At 68.6% G+C, this 15,357-nt stretch carries 17 protein-coding genes; 8 read left to right on the top strand and 9 right to left on the bottom strand.

Features of this window, described 5'->3' with window-relative positions:
• Positions 1 to 152: 152 nt before the first annotated feature.
• Positions 153 to 1,010 (bottom strand): endonuclease/exonuclease/phosphatase family protein, encoded by an 858-nt coding sequence (locus tag ACZ7M3_RS36905; RefSeq protein ID WP_472069262.1) that lies wholly within the window; start codon positions 1,008 to 1,010, stop codon positions 153 to 155.
• 206 nt (positions 1,011 to 1,216) lie between these two features.
• On the opposite strand from ACZ7M3_RS36905, the gene ACZ7M3_RS36900 reads away from it, so the two are divergent.
• Positions 1,217 to 2,278, top strand: coding sequence for a hypothetical protein (locus tag ACZ7M3_RS36900; RefSeq protein ID WP_472069260.1), 1,062 nt, complete (start codon positions 1,217 to 1,219; stop codon positions 2,276 to 2,278).
• A 29-nt stretch (positions 2,279 to 2,307) separates the two neighbouring features.
• Here ACZ7M3_RS36900 and ACZ7M3_RS36895 read toward each other — a convergent pair whose 3' ends face one another.
• Positions 2,308 to 3,102, bottom strand: a complete 795-nt coding sequence (locus ACZ7M3_RS36895) for a sugar phosphate isomerase/epimerase family protein (RefSeq protein ID WP_472069258.1) — start codon at positions 3,100 to 3,102, stop codon at positions 2,308 to 2,310.
• Between the two features lie 218 nt (positions 3,103 to 3,320).
• Here ACZ7M3_RS36895 and ACZ7M3_RS36890 point away from each other — a divergent pair, with 218 nt between their 5' ends.
• The 4 genes from ACZ7M3_RS36890 (at position 3,321) to ACZ7M3_RS36875 (ending at position 4,806) form a co-directional block, all read left to right on the top strand.
• Entirely contained in the window at positions 3,321 to 3,710 is a 390-nt protein-coding gene (locus ACZ7M3_RS36890; protein WP_472069256.1) for a VOC family protein, read from the top strand.
• 155 nt (positions 3,711 to 3,865) lie between these two features.
• Positions 3,866 to 4,051 carry a hypothetical protein gene (locus ACZ7M3_RS36885; protein ID WP_060896809.1) on the top strand — a complete coding sequence of 62 codons (186 nt, stop codon included), beginning with the start codon at positions 3,866 to 3,868 and terminating at the stop codon, positions 4,049 to 4,051.
• Positions 4,048 to 4,359, top strand: coding sequence for a hypothetical protein (locus tag ACZ7M3_RS36880; RefSeq protein WP_351311159.1), 312 nt, complete (start codon positions 4,048 to 4,050; stop codon positions 4,357 to 4,359). Before ACZ7M3_RS36885 ends, ACZ7M3_RS36880 begins: the two co-directional genes overlap by 4 nt.
• 213 nt (positions 4,360 to 4,572) lie before the next feature.
• Positions 4,573 to 4,806: a hypothetical protein gene (locus ACZ7M3_RS36875; RefSeq protein ID WP_403697365.1), complete on the top strand. Its 234-nt coding sequence runs from the start codon at positions 4,573 to 4,575 to the stop codon at positions 4,804 to 4,806.
• A 96-nt stretch (positions 4,807 to 4,902) separates the two neighbouring features.
• On the opposite strand, the gene ACZ7M3_RS36870 is transcribed toward ACZ7M3_RS36875, so the two are convergent.
• Together ACZ7M3_RS36870 and ACZ7M3_RS36865 are read right to left on the bottom strand one after the other, a co-directional pair.
• Positions 4,903 to 6,084, bottom strand: coding sequence for an amidase domain-containing protein (locus ACZ7M3_RS36870; protein WP_472069254.1), 1,182 nt, complete (start codon positions 6,082 to 6,084; stop codon positions 4,903 to 4,905).
• 927 nt (positions 6,085 to 7,011) lie between these two features.
• Positions 7,012 to 7,152 carry an MOSC domain-containing protein gene (locus tag ACZ7M3_RS36865; protein WP_472069252.1) on the bottom strand — a complete coding sequence of 47 codons (141 nt, stop codon included), beginning with the start codon at positions 7,150 to 7,152 and terminating at the stop codon, positions 7,012 to 7,014.
• Positions 7,153 to 7,464: 312 nt separating this feature from the next.
• On the opposite strand from ACZ7M3_RS36865, the gene ACZ7M3_RS36860 reads away from it, so the two are divergent.
• Entirely contained in the window at positions 7,465 to 7,611 is a 147-nt protein-coding gene (locus ACZ7M3_RS36860; protein WP_164657677.1) for a hypothetical protein, read from the top strand.
• A 477-nt stretch (positions 7,612 to 8,088) separates the two neighbouring features.
• Complete coding sequence (locus tag ACZ7M3_RS36855; protein ID WP_472069250.1) at positions 8,089 to 8,649, top strand: CGNR zinc finger domain-containing protein; 561 nt, start codon at positions 8,089 to 8,091, stop codon at positions 8,647 to 8,649.
• A 255-nt stretch (positions 8,650 to 8,904) separates the two neighbouring features.
• Here the strand turns inward: ACZ7M3_RS36855 and ACZ7M3_RS36850 are convergent, their stop codons facing one another.
• From ACZ7M3_RS36850 to ACZ7M3_RS36835, 4 genes are all read right to left on the bottom strand, one after another.
• On the bottom strand, positions 8,905 to 9,234 hold the full coding sequence (locus ACZ7M3_RS36850) for an antibiotic biosynthesis monooxygenase family protein (protein ID WP_067381387.1): 330 nt from the start codon (positions 9,232 to 9,234) through the stop codon (positions 8,905 to 8,907).
• 50 nt (positions 9,235 to 9,284) lie between these two features.
• Positions 9,285 to 10,262, bottom strand: a complete 978-nt coding sequence (locus tag ACZ7M3_RS36845) for a cytochrome c oxidase assembly protein (RefSeq protein ID WP_472069248.1) — start codon at positions 10,260 to 10,262, stop codon at positions 9,285 to 9,287.
• A 250-nt stretch (positions 10,263 to 10,512) separates the two neighbouring features.
• Complete coding sequence (sigJ, locus tag ACZ7M3_RS36840; protein WP_472069246.1) at positions 10,513 to 11,364, bottom strand: RNA polymerase sigma factor SigJ; 852 nt, start codon at positions 11,362 to 11,364, stop codon at positions 10,513 to 10,515.
• Positions 11,361 to 11,939, bottom strand: coding sequence for a carboxymuconolactone decarboxylase family protein (locus ACZ7M3_RS36835; RefSeq protein ID WP_472069244.1), 579 nt, complete (start codon positions 11,937 to 11,939; stop codon positions 11,361 to 11,363). Before ACZ7M3_RS36835 ends, sigJ begins: the two co-directional genes overlap by 4 nt.
• A 231-nt stretch (positions 11,940 to 12,170) precedes the next feature.
• Here ACZ7M3_RS36835 and ACZ7M3_RS36830 point away from each other — a divergent pair, with 231 nt between their 5' ends.
• Positions 12,171 to 13,427 (top strand): serine hydrolase domain-containing protein, encoded by a 1,257-nt coding sequence (locus ACZ7M3_RS36830; RefSeq protein ID WP_472069242.1) that lies wholly within the window; start codon positions 12,171 to 12,173, stop codon positions 13,425 to 13,427.
• 965 nt (positions 13,428 to 14,392) lie between these two features.
• Here the strand turns inward: ACZ7M3_RS36830 and ACZ7M3_RS36825 are convergent.
• A complete protein-coding gene (locus tag ACZ7M3_RS36825) occupies positions 14,393 to 15,046 on the bottom strand; it encodes a nuclear transport factor 2 family protein (RefSeq protein WP_472069240.1) in 654 nt (217 codons plus the stop codon).
• Between the last annotated feature and the right edge of the window lie 311 nt (positions 15,047 to 15,357).

Genomic DNA, 15,357 nt, shown 5'->3' with positions numbered 1-15,357 from the left:
GGCGCCCCCACCGCGTACGGAACGCTCACTCTGACCGCTCTCAACTCGGCCTGGGCCGTGGGCGGCTCGTCCGATCCGCCGTCAGCCCGGGCGGAACGCCGCTGGCCACGTTCGGGGCCGCAACACGACCGCACAGATCCCCGTACGCGGCATCAAGACACCGACGATGCGGTCGGGAGGGCGATGCGTGCGGTCAGTGCCACATGGTCGGAGAGGAACGACCTCTTCCGGCCGCCGAGTTGTACCGGGTCCGTGAACAGCAGGCGGGGTTCGGTCACCGGGTACCGCTCGGCATCGCCCGCGACCAGTAGATAGTCGACGCGGTGCGCCGAGGCGCCCGGTGGCAGCAGCTCGGTGTGGAACGTGGGGCGACCGACCGCGCGGAACGGGTCCCGCCAGGCTCCCCGGTCCACCACCAGTGGGTAAAGGGGGCTGCTGTCCGGGATGTTGAGATCACCGCCGGCGATCACCAGTTCCGTGTCGTCCCGGCGAGCCCTCTGAAGGGCCTGGCGGAACATGGCCAACTGCCGCCGCTGGAAGTGATGATGGCGGTTGTCCACCGACCAGTCGCCGTCCTTGTTCGCGGTCAGGTGCACGTTGCCCACCAGCGTGCGGCGTCCCGCCAACTCGAAGGTCAGTACGCCCTGCAGACGCCCCCACAGGGCCCTGGATCCGCGGAACAGCGGGCCGGATTCCTCAGGCCGGGAACCACGGAACGACTCGTACGACATCGACCGCAACGGCAGTCGCGAAAAGGAGGCCAGGCCCCCGGCCGGCTGACCGGCCACTCCGGTGGCGCGGGCGACGAAGGGATACGAGGGCAGGTGCGTGCGGATGGTTCTGAACAGCGCGGCCGTCCAGACCTCCTGGAAGCTGACCACGTCGACGCCCGATTCCTCGATTCTCCGGCAGAACTCGACCGCACGTTCCTTCGGTGGAGGCAACGTCGACGAGAACCCGCAGCAGACATTCATCGACGTCAGGCCGATCGTCGCTGGTCCGCCGTCCATGCGGCACCTCCCCAAATGAGCCAGCCCCCGAGAGTGTCGGGGGCCGACCGTACTGCACTGGGAATCCCTGAGAGGGGTGCGACTCCGACGGTGAATCGCGGTGAACCGAAGTGAATCGCTACTGGTGATCGCGGCGGTGGACAAAAGGGTGTTGGCTCTCGATCGCCGAGCCGGGACAATCCGGGGTGAGGGGCGGGGGAGGACGTATGGCCGTGTTCGTGTGTGTGTCGTGCGGCGCCGCGCTGACCGCCCGCTTGTCGCAGGTGGCGCTTCCCGTCCACGCCCACCACAAGTACGGGCACGAACTGCTGCCCGCGCTCATGGAATCGGGCACATACGCAGTGGACCCGGAACCCTCCGGGCCGCCATGGCGGCGGTGGAGTGAGATCGGGGTGGACGAAACGGAAGCCCGGGGCGTGTTCGCGCCGGTTCCCGCACTGTCCTTCGGTGCGCCGGGAGCGATCGTCGTCGCACCGGGTGACACCCGCGGCACCGTCCTGATCCCCGAGCGTTGCGACGGCTATTGCCTGGGGCTGGACGGGAGGGACGGTCCCAACCTGGCCTGCGCGCAATGCGGGCAGGCCGTGGCAACCCGCATCGACGACTGCTCCCTTTGGCAGGCGGTGTGGTTCGACCCGCAGGCAGTGCGTCGCCTTCCCGCTGAAGGCCCCGTGCACCGGACGGTCGACTGGGAGACGTTGGTCGACGAGCGGCAGGACGCGCCGCCGATCGAGCCGCCCGGCGTGTGGAGCCCACGGTGGGAGGCGGCGGTCGGGGCTGCGCTGGCCCACCTGTTGGCGGCCTCGGCGGGTAGGCCCGTGGCCGTCCCGCACGGCCTCCTCGCCGACACGTTCGGCCGCGCGCTCGACGCGCTGCTCCCGCCGGGACCGCCGGTGAGGAACGTGGTCCTGGCCGGCCCAGGGCTGTCTGATCCCGACTGCGCCGCCTCCGACATAGCCCTGGTACCGCGACACCCGCAGACGGGGACGTCGTGGCAGCCGTCAGCCACGGGGGACACCGTGCCGTTGGCTGCCGACGTGTGGATGCATCTGGCCTTCCAGCACGACCGGTTGCCCGTCCCCGCGACAGGCGGAATGCCCGCGGGTGTCTTCCGCGACGACCCGCTGCCGATGCATCCATGGGGGGCGTTCCGGCCTGACGCGAGAGCGTTCCTCCACACGCTGGCACGACTGCCCGCCGTCCGCCGGCCGTGGCTGCGCAGGATCTACGACCGCGTGAGCAACCACCCCTACGCTCGCCCGTTCTAGCCAGGACCTGATCCTCGCACGCGGCGGGTTCAGGCCTGAGGGGGCGGGTCGGCCAGTCGAGCCAGGAGACCGCGGGCGGCATCGACGCACCGACCGACCCGCTCGTGCGGGCCGACGCCCGCCATCGCCTCCGCGCGGAGCGGTATCTCGAGGCCGATGACAAGGTCGCGCGGCAGTACCTCCAGCAGGTCGAGCAAGGGCAGTCCGCCCGTCCCCGGCACCATCCGCTCGAACATCGCCTCTTCCATGTAGTGGGGGATGGAGGGCACCAACGGGGCGTCGCTCAGCTGGATGTAGCCGATGACACCAGGATCAAGCCGCGCGAGGTCGTCCGGCCCGGAACCGGACCGCACGATGTGCATCGTGTCGACCAGGAGGCGGAAGTCCGGCCGCCCGACCTGACGAATGACGTCGAGTGCACTGGGCAGATCCGGGACCGTCAGGCCCGGACTGGCTTCCACCGTCGTCTCCATCCCGAGTGAAGCGGCGGTCTCGGCGAGGATGCCGAACTGGTCGATGCTGCGGGCGAGGTCCGGATCGAGAGAGACCGTGTTGATCCGCCGGACACCGAGCTCCGCCATGATCTCGAGATCGCCGACTCTGTCCTGGATGTCGGCTCCCTCGCGGACCACCATGCCTTCCCCGAGCGAGATCGACACGTCGCGATCACGCATCGCGGCGATCATCTCGCGCCGCAGCGTTGGATCATCCCGAAGGGAGAAGGGCGGATAGATCGACGGGTTGTACGGATTCGATGTCAGGGCGGTCGAGATGTATCGGCAACCCAGGTCCGCGGCCAGGGACACGAACATGACCGGAGGCATTCCGAAGACGCTGAGAAGCTCGATCCCCAGCCTTTCCATCCCTCTCGCCCGCTTTCGGTGGACCGACACGGCCAAGACATGGCCGGGGCCGTTCTCGGTGACGAGGCGACGTCACCGCACTCGCGACGGTAATGTCACTCTCGTATAGTAGAATAGCATTCTCGCATCTGTAGGGCCAGGTGCAGAACGATCGATGTGGGCAGCTACCCGGGGGTGCCGTGACCTTGCAGCGGGTCGAAGTCGGGCTGGTCAGCGCCGACGAAGCCTTGGTGGAGTTCTTCGCCGCCGTGTTCGAACTGGAGCGGCTCCCGGCGGTCAGGTCGGGCTCTGGAGTCGTGCACCGGCTCGAGGCACCCGGCACGCAGATCAAGGTGATGGTTCCTTCGCGGCGGCCCGCCTCCGCCGAACCGGCCGAGCCCTTCTCTCACTTGACCGGCGTGCGCTATCTGACCATGTACGTCGATGATCTCGACGGGATCATCGAACGCGGCGTGGCCCGCGGCGGACGCGTGCGGCACGGTCCCGTGGATGTGGGTCCCGGAGTCCGCGTCGCCGTCCTCCAAGATCCCGATGGCAACGCCATAGAAGTGGTCGACGGCGCTCCGTGAGCCGAAGCGGTCGGCGCCGCGTCACCGGGATGACGCAAGTCGCTCCTCCTGGCCCGGCGGTGTCCCACCGTGCCCGGGAAGTCCCGCCGTATCGAAAAGCCCGCTGTCCCGATTCGTCGTCGCACGACGGCAGCGATGCCACTACATTTGGTGTCATGACTGCCATCACCCTGCGGATCCCCGACGCCATGGACAAGGCGCTGCGCGACGCCGCAGCCGGCGCCCCCTCCCTGAACGACTACATCCTCCGAGCCGTGCGTCGGCAGATGACGCTGGACGCCGCCCGTCGGCTCGCCCGGATCGAGCCCCTCGATCTGGGCGGCGAGGGCGACGCCCTGTGACGATCCAGAAGGGCGACGTCTGGGACGTCGACACCGGCAAGGGAAACCGCACGGTCCTCGTCGTCAGCCTTGACGGACTGGCCGATGCGTACGGCGCCGTGGTCGCCCTGGTGCTGCACGCCCCGGCCGTGCACCCTGATACGGCGATGAGCGTGCGCCTGACCACCCCGGTCGACGCCTCGGTCGTCGCCGTCAACCTGCTCCAGCTCTCCGCGTCGCGTTTCGAGACCGCCACCCCGCTCGGCAACATCGGGCCCGAGCAGCAGGCGCTCATCGACAACGCACTCCGGGCGGTCCTCGACCTGTGAGGTGCGCGGCCCGGACCGCATGCCCCCGCTGGACCTCATGGACGGCGCTGCTCGGGTATACGATCAGATGGTGCGCGGTGAGCAGGGCGGATTGCCCGTGCGGCGTCTTCCTGAAGGGCCGCGCGCCTGGGAAATGGGAGCCATCGCCCCTGGCGCAGGCCCTGGCGTCCGCCGGGAACCCCGGTCCTGATGAGCGCCGCGCAAGGAGTGCTCATGACCAGTCCACACGAGATCGATCCGCGCGCTCTCGATGATCCGCGCAACGTCTATCCGACCGACGAAGAGTTCTACAGGAGCGGGCGCCCGGCCGACGCCGCACTGCCGGAGGACCGGCCCCGTGGAGGAGCGCCCTCGACGCCGCTGAAGCGGCGTGGGACGTGGGCGACCGTTGCGCTCGTCGCCGGCATCATCCTGCTGATCCTCGTCGGGATCGCACTGTTCCCGTGAGTGATCGGGAGCAGCCGAAAGTCACCGTCACAAGGGAGACCCGGACGGGGCGGGAGCCGGACACTCGGACCGGCTCCCGCCCCGGACGGGGACCGCTCAGGTGCGGTAGGCGTAGTACGCCGCGTTCGGGTACGACGCGATGATGCTCGCCACCGACCTGTTGTAGGTGTTGGTGGAGTGGTACGTCACGTACGGCACGCCCTGCGGGCTGCGGTAGGTGACGATCATGCTGTGGTCCTTGGACCCGTCCTTGTTGAAGTCCATCTGCAGGACGTCACCCACGTCCAACTGGTAGACGTTGGCGAGGCTGGTGACCCGCTTGGAGGACAGGGCGAACCACGAGAACTCGTTGACGCCGACGAACGAGTCCGACTGGATGTCGGAGTTGCCGAACCACTTGTGGAAGTCGTCCGTGTAGCCGGGGACGTGCTTCCAGCCGCCTGCTTTCAGGGACTGGCTGACGAAGTTGGTGCAGTCGCCGCCGGCACCCTGCCCGTTGAAGTTCGGGTAGGCCGAGTTGTAGTTGTTCCAGTACTTGGCCGCGTACGCCGCCATGGCCTTGTAGTCGTAGCCGGAGGCCGAGAAGTTCTTCGGCTTGGCCGGCGCGGGCAACGTGGTGACGGAGCGGGTCGCCGAGGGCGGGGCGTCGTCGGCGGCCGTCTTCGGCGCGGCGACGAACGTGGTGGCGGCGACCTGGTTGACCGCGACGCCGTCGTCGGTGTCACGGATGCCGGTCAGCTGCCAGTCGCCTTTGCGGTCGGCCTTGAACGTCAGCTCGTGGTGCGCCTGGAAGCCGGTGGTCTTCGGCTCGTTGCCCTTGACCTTCTCGTAGGTCAACGTCGTCGTCTCGGTGACGTTGACCGTGGCGTGACGGCCCTTCAGTCGCGTACGGTCCAGCGAGACGCTCGTGTTGGCCGAGCTGTACTTCTCGCCGAGCGACTCCAGACGCGACTTGCGGCCCCGCAGCTGCGACAGTGCGGACTTCTCCTCGCGCGACAGCGTGGAGGACACCCGCACATCGCCGGAGAACCGCGACGACAGTGACGTGTTCCGACTGGTCTTGCCGCCGTCCACCAGGGCGTCCGTACGGTCGGTGAAGACCGCGTCCGCCAGCCGTTGGAAGGTGGCTTTGGTCGACGGATCCACGGCGGGATCGGCGACAGTCGACGCGCCCGCGCTCCAGTTGGGCAGTAGCGCGGCGCCGGCGACGACCGAGGCGGCCGCTGCCGTGACTATGGTCGCCCGTCGCCGCTTACGGCTCAGTTTCCTTGATCTCAATGATGTTCCCCTCTACGCCGGTACTCGATACCGGGAGCCGCATCCTCGCACGGCATGTGTGGCCCCTGTGAAGGGGGTTGCCGAAGTGGCCCAACCGCAACACACGACTCGAAGACGGGACCGTCGTCCCCCTGCCAGCCCCGACGCCACACCGCCCGTTTTCGTCCCGATACCGCTCGCCCACACCGGGGTGAAGCAGCCCCAATCGCCGCCCCACGAGGGCGGTGCCCCGCGGCCACTTCGCCCCGGTGGCCTCCGGCTCCGCGTTCCGTGCGCCGAGCTCCGCAACGTGCCGTACGGCGAAGGGCCGTTACCGACGGCGGGGACACGCGAGCCGTGCGCCTCAGGAGGTGACGCGGGCGAGGAAGTCGCGCAGGCGCCGGGCAGGTCGCGTGGGAAGGCGCGGGCTCCGTTCGGGCTGACGAGGCTCGGATCCGCGACCCCGTTCAGGTAATGCCAGCGGGTCAGTTCGAGGGTCAGGGCCCCACGGAGGGGGGCTTCGTTCTCGGGCGTCAGGTTCTCGGCGTAGGCGAACAGTCCGCGCCCGTGCGTGATACCCGACTCCCCGGCGATCTCGAGATCCGGGGCGGTGTAGTAGATGCTGACCTTGCCGCGGTGTTCGCGTTTGACGCTGATCCGGTACTCGGCGGCACCGGGGGCGGAGGACGGTGAATACGAACGCTCCAGGCCGGGCCTGCCCTCTTCGGGGATCCGCACGGTCGGATACTGGCCGGGCGCGGCCGGGGCAGCGCCTGCGAGTCGGTGGGTCGCAGGAGGAACGAGGACACCGTGGGGGTCTCGGGTACGACCTGGGTCAGGCGCAGCTGCTTGAAGCCCTTCCAGCCGGGCGCGGGGGCGGGCGGCTGGTCGAGTCGGTGGCTCATCTCCTGGAAGGACTGCTGCCACCCGGGCTGAGCGCCTCGATGGTCAAGGCGGCACGCAGGCCATGCGCGGTTCGTTCAGGCGCATGCCGACGCGGTAACAGGTCACGCGTGGCTGGATGACCTCGAACTCGGCTTCGCCGATGCGGCACCGGTCGCCGACGCACACCTCGTCGTCCCCCGTCACCGTCGATATTGAGGCGTCGCACCTCCGGGGGCCATCGACGGGATGCTTACGCGCTCTCCTGTGTGCCGTCCTGTCGCGCCGGCGCACGTCCTTCGGCCGTCCCACGTCGACTGATGGCAGAGTCGCCGTCTCGTCCTCCCGGTGCGCCGCCGCACGGCGAAGTCGGTCGCCTCGGCAGGCTGCTCAGTGATCCGGCCGATCGGAACCCGGCTTCGCGGGTCATGCGCATGTTTTCCTCCGGCGCGGGAGGCGAAGAAGCCTATAAAAAGGTACAAAAGTAGTGTGAGTAAGAATCCTGAAACCCCGCAAGACATGGACAAATGGGCTGACCGGATCCGGACGGTCTCCTCGACTTCCGATCCTCAGGCCGCCCGCAAGCTGGCCGGTGACATCTACCGTGCCGCACAGGAAGATCTCGACGCCGAACGTGCCCGGGCGGAGTACGAACGCGAGGAATGAGCCTGTCCGTCCCGTCGGCACATCACGCCTCACGGTGAGGGGGTGACCTTCACCGTGGGGCGAAGCTCGGGGAGCGTAGTAGGCGGTACGTACCACCGCGGTGCGAAACCGGACTCGTAGAGCACCACCGGATGGGCGACGGGGTAGCGCCCCGGCTCGTGCAGCAGTACGACGTCCTCGCTGTCCGCGATCCATTCCCCGCCGAACCTCCCGGCTCAGGGTTGAGGAACCTTCCGAGTGCTGTGGAGGAGAGCGGCCCTTGCTGCCATGGTCGTCCCATGGCAGGTTCCCTTCTGAGATTAATGAATCAAGTGAGCCTAGAACCATTAGGTAGCTTCCGTAAGTGGGCGTGCTGGCTCGAGTCAAACCTTGATCCCTTCCGGTCGACTCTCGCTATCCATCGACACGGCTAATGGGTAACATGGAGTTGTGGGCATTCGAGTGGGTATAGATGGGCTTCAGGCGGCGGGGTTCCCCATGGGTGGTGAACCGCTCGTCGCACTGGACCTGGCCGACACGTTGATGACGGTGACCGAACCGGCCATGGACCTCATCGGGACCCCGGAGGCCTCGGCGGCCTGGTGGGCACTGCAGTCCGGAAGCCTGCCGCCCGGGCCTGTGCCCGACGCCGCGGCCGTGCGTCGGCTGCGTGCGGCGGTTCGCGACGTCCTGGACAGTCACCTGGAGGGCCGCTCGGCGCGGCCCACGTCGCTGGACGACATCAACGCCGCCGCGGCAGCGGCTCCCGTGAGTCCTCGTCTGGTCGTGACGGCCGACGGCATCAGGGGCGAGGAACGCTGGCACACCGAACACGGTGGGAACGCCGCGTTGGCCGCCATCGCCGCGGAGGCCATCGGGCTCCTCGCCGACAACGAGCGGCTCGGGCTCCTGCGCCGTTGCTCCAACCCGACCTGCTCGATGCTCTTCCTCGCCGAGAACAAGCGGCGCAAGTGGTGTACCAGCAACATCTGCGGCAACCGCGCACGGGTCGCCCGCCACTACGAACGAACCCACACCGACGGAGTCGGCGGCATCTGACCCGCGGAGCGGCCGCCGCAAGGGGCGGACGGCAGAGGGGCTCCTCACCGCGGGGCACGGGCCTGCGGGGCGACAGCGGCACCGGCGGCCATGTACGGCCCCCCCCCGCGGACACGCACCGGCCGGATGCCGCCGCGTGCCCACGCCGTGAACTTCTCGCCCCGTAACCCCGAACTCGCCGCACGGTGGGGGCGACGCCAGGCCACGGCCTGCCCGGCCACGACCGGCCCGCCGACGGCCTGCCCGGCGTACCAGTTATGCGCTGGTGGGCGCCGCCTGCTGCACGACCTCGAAGGACCACAGCGTGGACCCGCTGGCCGCCGGCTTGGGGCGCTCCCCGCTCGCCGCGTCACCGCCCTGGTGGGCCGCCTTCATGGGGCCCTCCATCCAGGCCTGGAAGGACTCCTCGTCACGCCACCGCGTGTAGACGAGGTAGCTGTCGGTGCCTTCGACGGGGCGGAGGAGCTCGAACCATTCGAATCCGTCGGAGTTCTCCACGGCATGGGCACGCGAGGCGAAGCGCTTCTCCAGCGTCTCCCGCTGCTCGGCCGGGACGGTCAGTACGTTGATCTTGACTACGCTCATGGCCCCATCCTGCCGCACGGCGCTCCTGGGAGACGACCAGCCTGCGTGTGTCAACGTCCCGGCCGTTGGTGCCTGATGCGCTGGGCGACTTCGCTGTTCTCGGTCTCCCACCAGGGACGTACGAGTTCCGATGACTGTGCCGCTCCCGGCGCGGGCGTCGCCGGAACCAACTCCGCCTCCAGGCGGCGGTCCAGTACGACGGTCTCGGCGCGTTCGGTACGGGCCCACTGCACCAGGATCGCGAGGAGGAAGGGCAGTGCCACCAACTCGGCGATGCTGATCATCGCGCCACCGCCCAGCTGCTGGTCATGGAGCACATCCGGCGCCCAGGACGGCGCGTGACGCAGATACCAGGCACCGGCGATGAGCGTGCCGTGGGTCATCACGACGATGCCCGGTACGGCGTCGATGATCCCGTCGAGGAACACCAGCGCCGCCCGGACCGGATGGGTACACCACCCCGGCAGCGCCGCCTCGCGGGTGAGCATCGGCATGACGAACAGGCTGCCGGCGAGCAGCAGGTGCAGATACATCACCTCGTGCAGCCAGTCGTCGCGCAGGGCGGTCTCGAAGTACGGCGTGAAGTACACCGTCAGCTCCGTCGCGAGCACCAGAGCCGTGCTGACCAGCGGGAAGGTGAGCAGGCGTACCAGCCGTCCGGCCAGCGTCCGCTGCACACGCCCGGCGGCACGCTCGGGCAGGGAACGGAGGGCCAGCCGCAGCGGATCGCCCAGGGCCAGCCCGAGCGGTGCGATCAGGTCGAGCAGGACGTTCTGGACGGCGGCCGGCCAGAACAGCACGTGGTCGTACACGGCCAGCGCGGACATCGTGGCGACGACGAGAGTGCCCAGGCCGAGCAGCGCGAAGGCACCGACGCGCGGCAGGGGCCAGTGCTCGCCCCGGCGCTTCAGACGCAGCACACCCCAGCCGTACAACGCGCCCAGGATGACGACCACCAGCAGCGCGGGCACGTCCAGTTGCCATGAGGTGAGGAGTCGCCCCACGGTGAGCTGTGGTGGATTCCCCATCGCGTTCTACCTCCACGGCATGCCAGATCTGCCGAGGCACTCTATGCCGCGCACGACCGGCCCCGGTCGCGCACGCGCCGGACTCGCCCGCGGTCACACCGAGCTCATACCCACCTCATACCAAGCACGACGGACGTGCGTCGACGCACGTCGACGTGGCTCGACGTCTGACCACTGCGCGGGCGTGTGTGTTCCGGACGGTTCGGTCCGTCCGGAACACACACGTCGCCAGAGGCAGCGGCGGGAGGGCCTACCTGGCGAGTTCGGCCGGTTCATCGAGCCGTGTCAGTTTCCGCGGGTTCGCGATCGCGTGGATCCGGGTGACTTTCCCGTCTTCCACCACGAGGCTCACCGCGGCCACTCGGCCGTCGATCTCGATCCGGCCCGCAGGCGCGCCGTTGAGCCACACGGCCGACACCATCCGGTCCGGGACGGCGAGCATGCTCGCCACCAGCGCGGCCCCGTGGACCGGAGCCGGAGCGGCGCCCGCAAGCCCGCCGCCGTCGGCGATCAGAACCACGTCCGGTGCCATGACGTCCAGCAGTTCCTGCAACTGGCCGGTGCGCAGCGCGGCCAGGAACCGCTCCACCACGGCCTGCTGCTCCGACCGGCTCACCGGCACCCGCGGCCGCCGGGCCGCCACGTGTTCGCGTGCCCGCCGCGCGATCTGCCGCACCGCTGCCGCGGACTTCCCGACGGCCTCGGCGATCTCGCCGTACGGCACCTCGAAGACCTCGCGGAGCACGAACACCGCGCGTTCCGTCGGCCCGAGCGTTTCGAGCACGGTCAGCATCGCGATCGAGACGCTCTCCGCGAGCTCGATGTCCTCGGCGACGTCGGGGCTGGTCAGCAGTGGCTCCGGCAGCCACTCGCCGACGTACTCCTCGCGGCTGCGCGACAAGGTCCGCAGACGGTTGAGCGCCTGCCGGGTGACGGTTCGTACGAGGTAGGCCCGCGGGTCACGCACCTGTGTGCGGTCGACGTCGGCCCACCGGAGCCAGGACTCCTGCAGCACGTCCTCGGCGTCGGCCGACGAGCCGAGCATCTCGTAGGCGACCGTGAACAGCAGGCTGCGATGGACGACGAACGGGTCCTCGGTCATGCCGTCGACGCTACGCCGAAGTTCTGCGGACGCGCGGCCAACGGAATCTCGCAGGCATCGGAGTAGCCCTGCGACGTGATCCCGTGCGCCGTGTTGCACCTGGTGGCAAAGTTGGCGAATCCGATGAACACGGTGAGTTCGACCATCGCGGCCGGGCCGAGCTCGTCGAGCAGCCGCGCGGACAACTCGTCGGTGACGGTCGTCGGTGTGTTCGTCATGGCCTCGGCGTACTCCATCACGTCCCGCTCCAGCGGCGTGAACACCTCCGACTGCCGCCAGCGCGGCACCTGGCTCGCCTTGGTCAGGTCCAGGTTCTGGTTCAGCGCGTGGAAGTAGTTGACGTCGAGGCACCAGCTGCAGCCGACCTGTGCCGCGACGGCCATGTGCGCGAACGTCTTGAGGCTCGCGTCGGCCGCGTCCCACGTGGCCACCTTGGCCGAGAACTCCTGGTTGGCCTCGGCGAGTTCGGGGTTGTTCCACAGCACTTCGACGGGCTCGGGCACGGTACCGAGCTGCTTGATCATGATTTCGCGGAGTTCCACGGGGAGCTCGGCCTTCGGGACGCGCAGCGTCATGGTGTCCTCCTTGTACGTGTGTTTGTTGGGCCGTTCGTCATGAAGACACCGCCGGACCCACGCATGTGACAACGGGGTCGAGGGCCCGGCTTCGGGTTTTCCCCACCATGGGCGGGGCCGGGCACCACCCATGGTGGAGGTGGTAGGGCCATGGGGCACGGGTTCGGGATCCGGTTGGCTGGTTGGCGTCAGCAGGCGGTGGTCCACCAGCCCGAACCGGAGGTTCGAACCATGCGTGCTCTTGAGGCCGGTACGAAGCGCACAACAACCAAGGCCGGCAAGAAGAAGGCGCCAGCAGCCGCCCTCGCGGCAGCCGCGCTGATCGCCACCGTCCTGCTGCCGGAGGCGGCCTCCGCGACCTCCGGGCACCGCGCCGCACGCGCCGAATACACCCAGGCCGAGCTCCGCCACGACGTGGCCGCCGTACGCAAGGCGGGCGGCGGGGACGTGAACGTGCTGGCCAGGGTCGACGGCCTGCCCGGAGGACGGGTACAGGCCCGCCTCGGTACTGTGTCGGCCGGTTCCCGTGCCCCCGTGCCGTGGGGCTCGCACTTCCGGACGGCCTCCACCACCAAGGCGTTCGTCGCCACCGTGGTGCTGCAACTCGCCGCCGAGAAGCAGCTTTCACTGGACGACACCGTCGAGCACTGGCTGCCCGGCGTGGTCTCCGGCAACGGCAACGACGGCTCCCGGATCACCGTGCGCGACTTGCTCCGCCAGACCAGCGGGCTGTTCGACTACATGGACGACCCGGACATCCAGCTCAAGCTCCGCGAGCACTTCGACGAGAACCGTTACAACGACACCTCCACTCACGACCTGGTGGTGACGGCCGTGGCCCACGAGCCGCTGTTCGTGCCGCAGGCCGGTCGCACCCGCTGGGCATACTCCAACACCAACTACCTGCTGGCCGGGATGATCGCCGAGAAGGCAAGCGGCACCGGTTGGAGGGAGTTGGTCGAGCACCGCATCATCGCAGGATTGGGCCTGCGCCAGACCTCGGTGCCCGGTCTCGACCCGTTCCTGCCCACGCCGTACGTGCGCACCTATCTGACCGGCACGGACGGCACCAGGCTCGATGTCGCCACGAACAGCTACCTGCACACCGCCGACTCTGGAGTGGTGAGTACCACCGCGGACCTCAACACCTTCTTCCGTTCGCTGGCCGACGGCCGCCTGCTGCCGGCCGAGCAGTGGCGGGAGATGCGGCAGACCGTGCACCGCACCGACGACCCGGACGATGTCACGGAGCTGCCCGAGGGTACCTACGGCCTGGGCCTGCGCGAGATCCCGCTGTCCTGCGGCGGCGACTACTACATGCATGAGGGCGACGGGTTCGGCACCTACACCCGCCCCGCAGTCAGCTCGGACGGGCGGCGCGCGGTCACCATCTCCGTCACCACCACCTCCGGGATGCCGGACCTGCCTACGCTCAACCGGGCCACCGGCACCCTGATCGACCACGCGCTGTGCGCCGTCGGCCGGTAGGCAGGGCGGCCTTGCCTCCGGTGCCCTCGAACCTCACTTCGGCGTGTTCGTCGGGGCCCGCGTCGGCGCGTTCGACGCCGAAACCCTGGGCGGGGACCCACGACACCAGCCGCACCACCGCGCCGTCGCACTCGGCGATGACTGTCCCGTCCGAAGTGGAGAGCACCTCCTTAACGACACAACCGGGGCCCCCAAGGGACGGTTAACGCGGTCGGCCCGCCCGCCTACTCGGACAGCGTGCCTGCTGTGGTGCGCCTGCTGCTGATCGAAGACGACCCGACGATACGTGCACCGCCGGCGACGAGATCGTCACACGACCTCCAGGCAGGTGGGGCCGCTACCCGGTGCAGACCGGGGACGCCATCCGTCGTCTGGCGGTGGGAGATCGTCGTCATTCAGCAGCGCGAACCTCCAGTGGCGAGGGGCTGCGACCTGCCCTCCGCTCTGGCGGCGCGGTTTGCCGCCGAGTGTGCTGTCACCGCCATCCTCGACCGCGGGGCAGCCTTCTTCGACCTTCACCTTCGCGGCATCCCCCAGCCACTCCTTGACGCAGATAGAGACAGCTCGCGAACAGCTCGGCCCCCAGGTCGATCAGCAGCCGGTTGGTGCTGCGCGGCGCCACAACCTCTCACCCCGAGATCGCATTCCGGCAGCCATAGTCCGACAACGCAGAACGACCTCCTGGATAGGAGCGGCGGTCCAGTCGGAGTGCTGGCCTGTTGGGTTGTCACTTCCCGGAAGGTCGCGGACGATCCACCCCTTGGGCACTACCACGAACCCCTTGACGTCGTCGTTGCGATTGATGATCACAGGCGCCAGGACAGGCGCGGCCAAGCAGTACTCGACGACTGCCGGTGTAGCCACCATCGGCCCGGACAGCCCGGCGTGCGCCGGAGTGCCAACAACCAAGCCCCGGCGGGTGATGCGCGGCCGGTAGCGCCGACCATCACCCGCCGGGGAACGACTCAGTGCTTGTTGACCGCCGAGGCCCAGTCGAAGTCCACGCCCATCTGGGAGTACATGGTCGAGTACCCGACGAAGCAGTTGAACTTCTCGACCTTGCCGTTGTGCAGGTACCAGAAGTCGGCAGTCGGCACGTCGATCTTCGCGCCGTTCGGCTTGACGGTGCCCGCCGGTGACTGCAGCGGTCCCTCGAACGTGCCCTGGATCGACAGTTCGATGCTGATCACGTCGCCGTTCACGGTGATGCGCTTGAGTTCACGGTGAACGTCGGGGAAGAGGTTGGCCATGTAGGGCAGAACGTCACCGAGCGCCTTGCCCCGGTAAGCCTGGCCGGGGACCATGTCGTTGAAGACGCCGTCCTTGGCGAAGCTGTTGACGAACGTGTCGACGTCCAGGCTGTTGCCTTCGGCCACGTGGTAGTCGCGCAGGACGACTGCGAGGTTGGCCCTCTCGTGCCTGGTCAGGTGCCGGTTCGTGAGCGGCAGCTTCGCCAGGTCGCCAGGAGTCAGGTCCGCGTGGGCCGCCGTACTGCTGTGGACCGCCGCACTGCTGTGGGCGGGGCTTGCGGCCTGTGTCGGCGCAGCGGCGATGGAAAGCCCACCCAGGATCGCTATCGCGGCCGTGGCGGTGATCGACTTCCGGCTGAGCAGCTTCATGTCGTGTTCCTCCAGGTTTGTTTCTCAAGATCCGAGATCCGTCGCAACGGTCTTTCGCGTTCTTAGTAAATCAAACGCTCGCTTGAGATTATGGACGGCGGTGCAGGCTGTCAAGCACTTGTTTGAATTGTGTGGTCGCGCGGCCGGGGATCTGTCCGGCGTCGCGGATCGGAGCAGGGCCGGTCGGCGCGGCAGCGCGTGGGCGCGGATGCGGTGTTCGAGGCGGTGGGAGTCCAACCGCAGTTCCAGCACCGTTGGCCAGATCGCGAAATCCACGCTCGGCTTCCAGGAGTGCCTTGCGGCCGACCGCG

The organism is Streptomyces sp. NPDC111656, from assembly GCF_055656965.1.
Note: the sequence above shows the minus strand (reverse complement) of the source record. Positions and strands in the feature narration are given on the sequence as shown.

Excerpts from the sequence above, each read along its gene's own strand:
- ACZ7M3_RS36885 (WP_060896809.1), top strand. The coding sequence starts at position 3,866 with ATGACTGCCATCACCCTGCGGATCCCCGACGCCATGGACAAGGCGCTG.
- ACZ7M3_RS36850 (WP_067381387.1), bottom strand. The coding sequence starts at position 9,234 with ATGAGCGTAGTCAAGATCAACGTACTGACCGTCCCGGCCGAGCAGCGG.
- ACZ7M3_RS36860 (WP_164657677.1), top strand. The coding sequence starts at position 7,465 with ATGGACAAATGGGCTGACCGGATCCGGACGGTCTCCTCGACTTCCGAT.
- ACZ7M3_RS36830 (WP_472069242.1), top strand. The coding sequence starts at position 12,171 with ATGCGTGCTCTTGAGGCCGGTACGAAGCGCACAACAACCAAGGCCGGC.
- ACZ7M3_RS36875 (WP_403697365.1), top strand. The coding sequence starts at position 4,573 with ATGACCAGTCCACACGAGATCGATCCGCGCGCTCTCGATGATCCGCGC.
- ACZ7M3_RS36895 (WP_472069258.1), bottom strand. The coding sequence starts at position 3,102 with ATGCCTCCGGTCATGTTCGTGTCCCTGGCCGCGGACCTGGGTTGCCGA.
- ACZ7M3_RS36900 (WP_472069260.1), top strand. The coding sequence starts at position 1,217 with ATGGCCGTGTTCGTGTGTGTGTCGTGCGGCGCCGCGCTGACCGCCCGC.
- ACZ7M3_RS36825 (WP_472069240.1), bottom strand. The coding sequence starts at position 15,046 with ATGAAGCTGCTCAGCCGGAAGTCGATCACCGCCACGGCCGCGATAGCG.
- ACZ7M3_RS36845 (WP_472069248.1), bottom strand. The coding sequence starts at position 10,262 with ATGGGGAATCCACCACAGCTCACCGTGGGGCGACTCCTCACCTCATGG.
- ACZ7M3_RS36835 (WP_472069244.1), bottom strand. The coding sequence starts at position 11,939 with ATGACGCTGCGCGTCCCGAAGGCCGAGCTCCCCGTGGAACTCCGCGAA.
- sigJ (WP_472069246.1), bottom strand. The coding sequence starts at position 11,364 with ATGACCGAGGACCCGTTCGTCGTCCATCGCAGCCTGCTGTTCACGGTC.
- ACZ7M3_RS36905 (WP_472069262.1), bottom strand. The coding sequence starts at position 1,010 with ATGGACGGCGGACCAGCGACGATCGGCCTGACGTCGATGAATGTCTGC.
- ACZ7M3_RS36855 (WP_472069250.1), top strand. The coding sequence starts at position 8,089 with ATGGGTGGTGAACCGCTCGTCGCACTGGACCTGGCCGACACGTTGATG.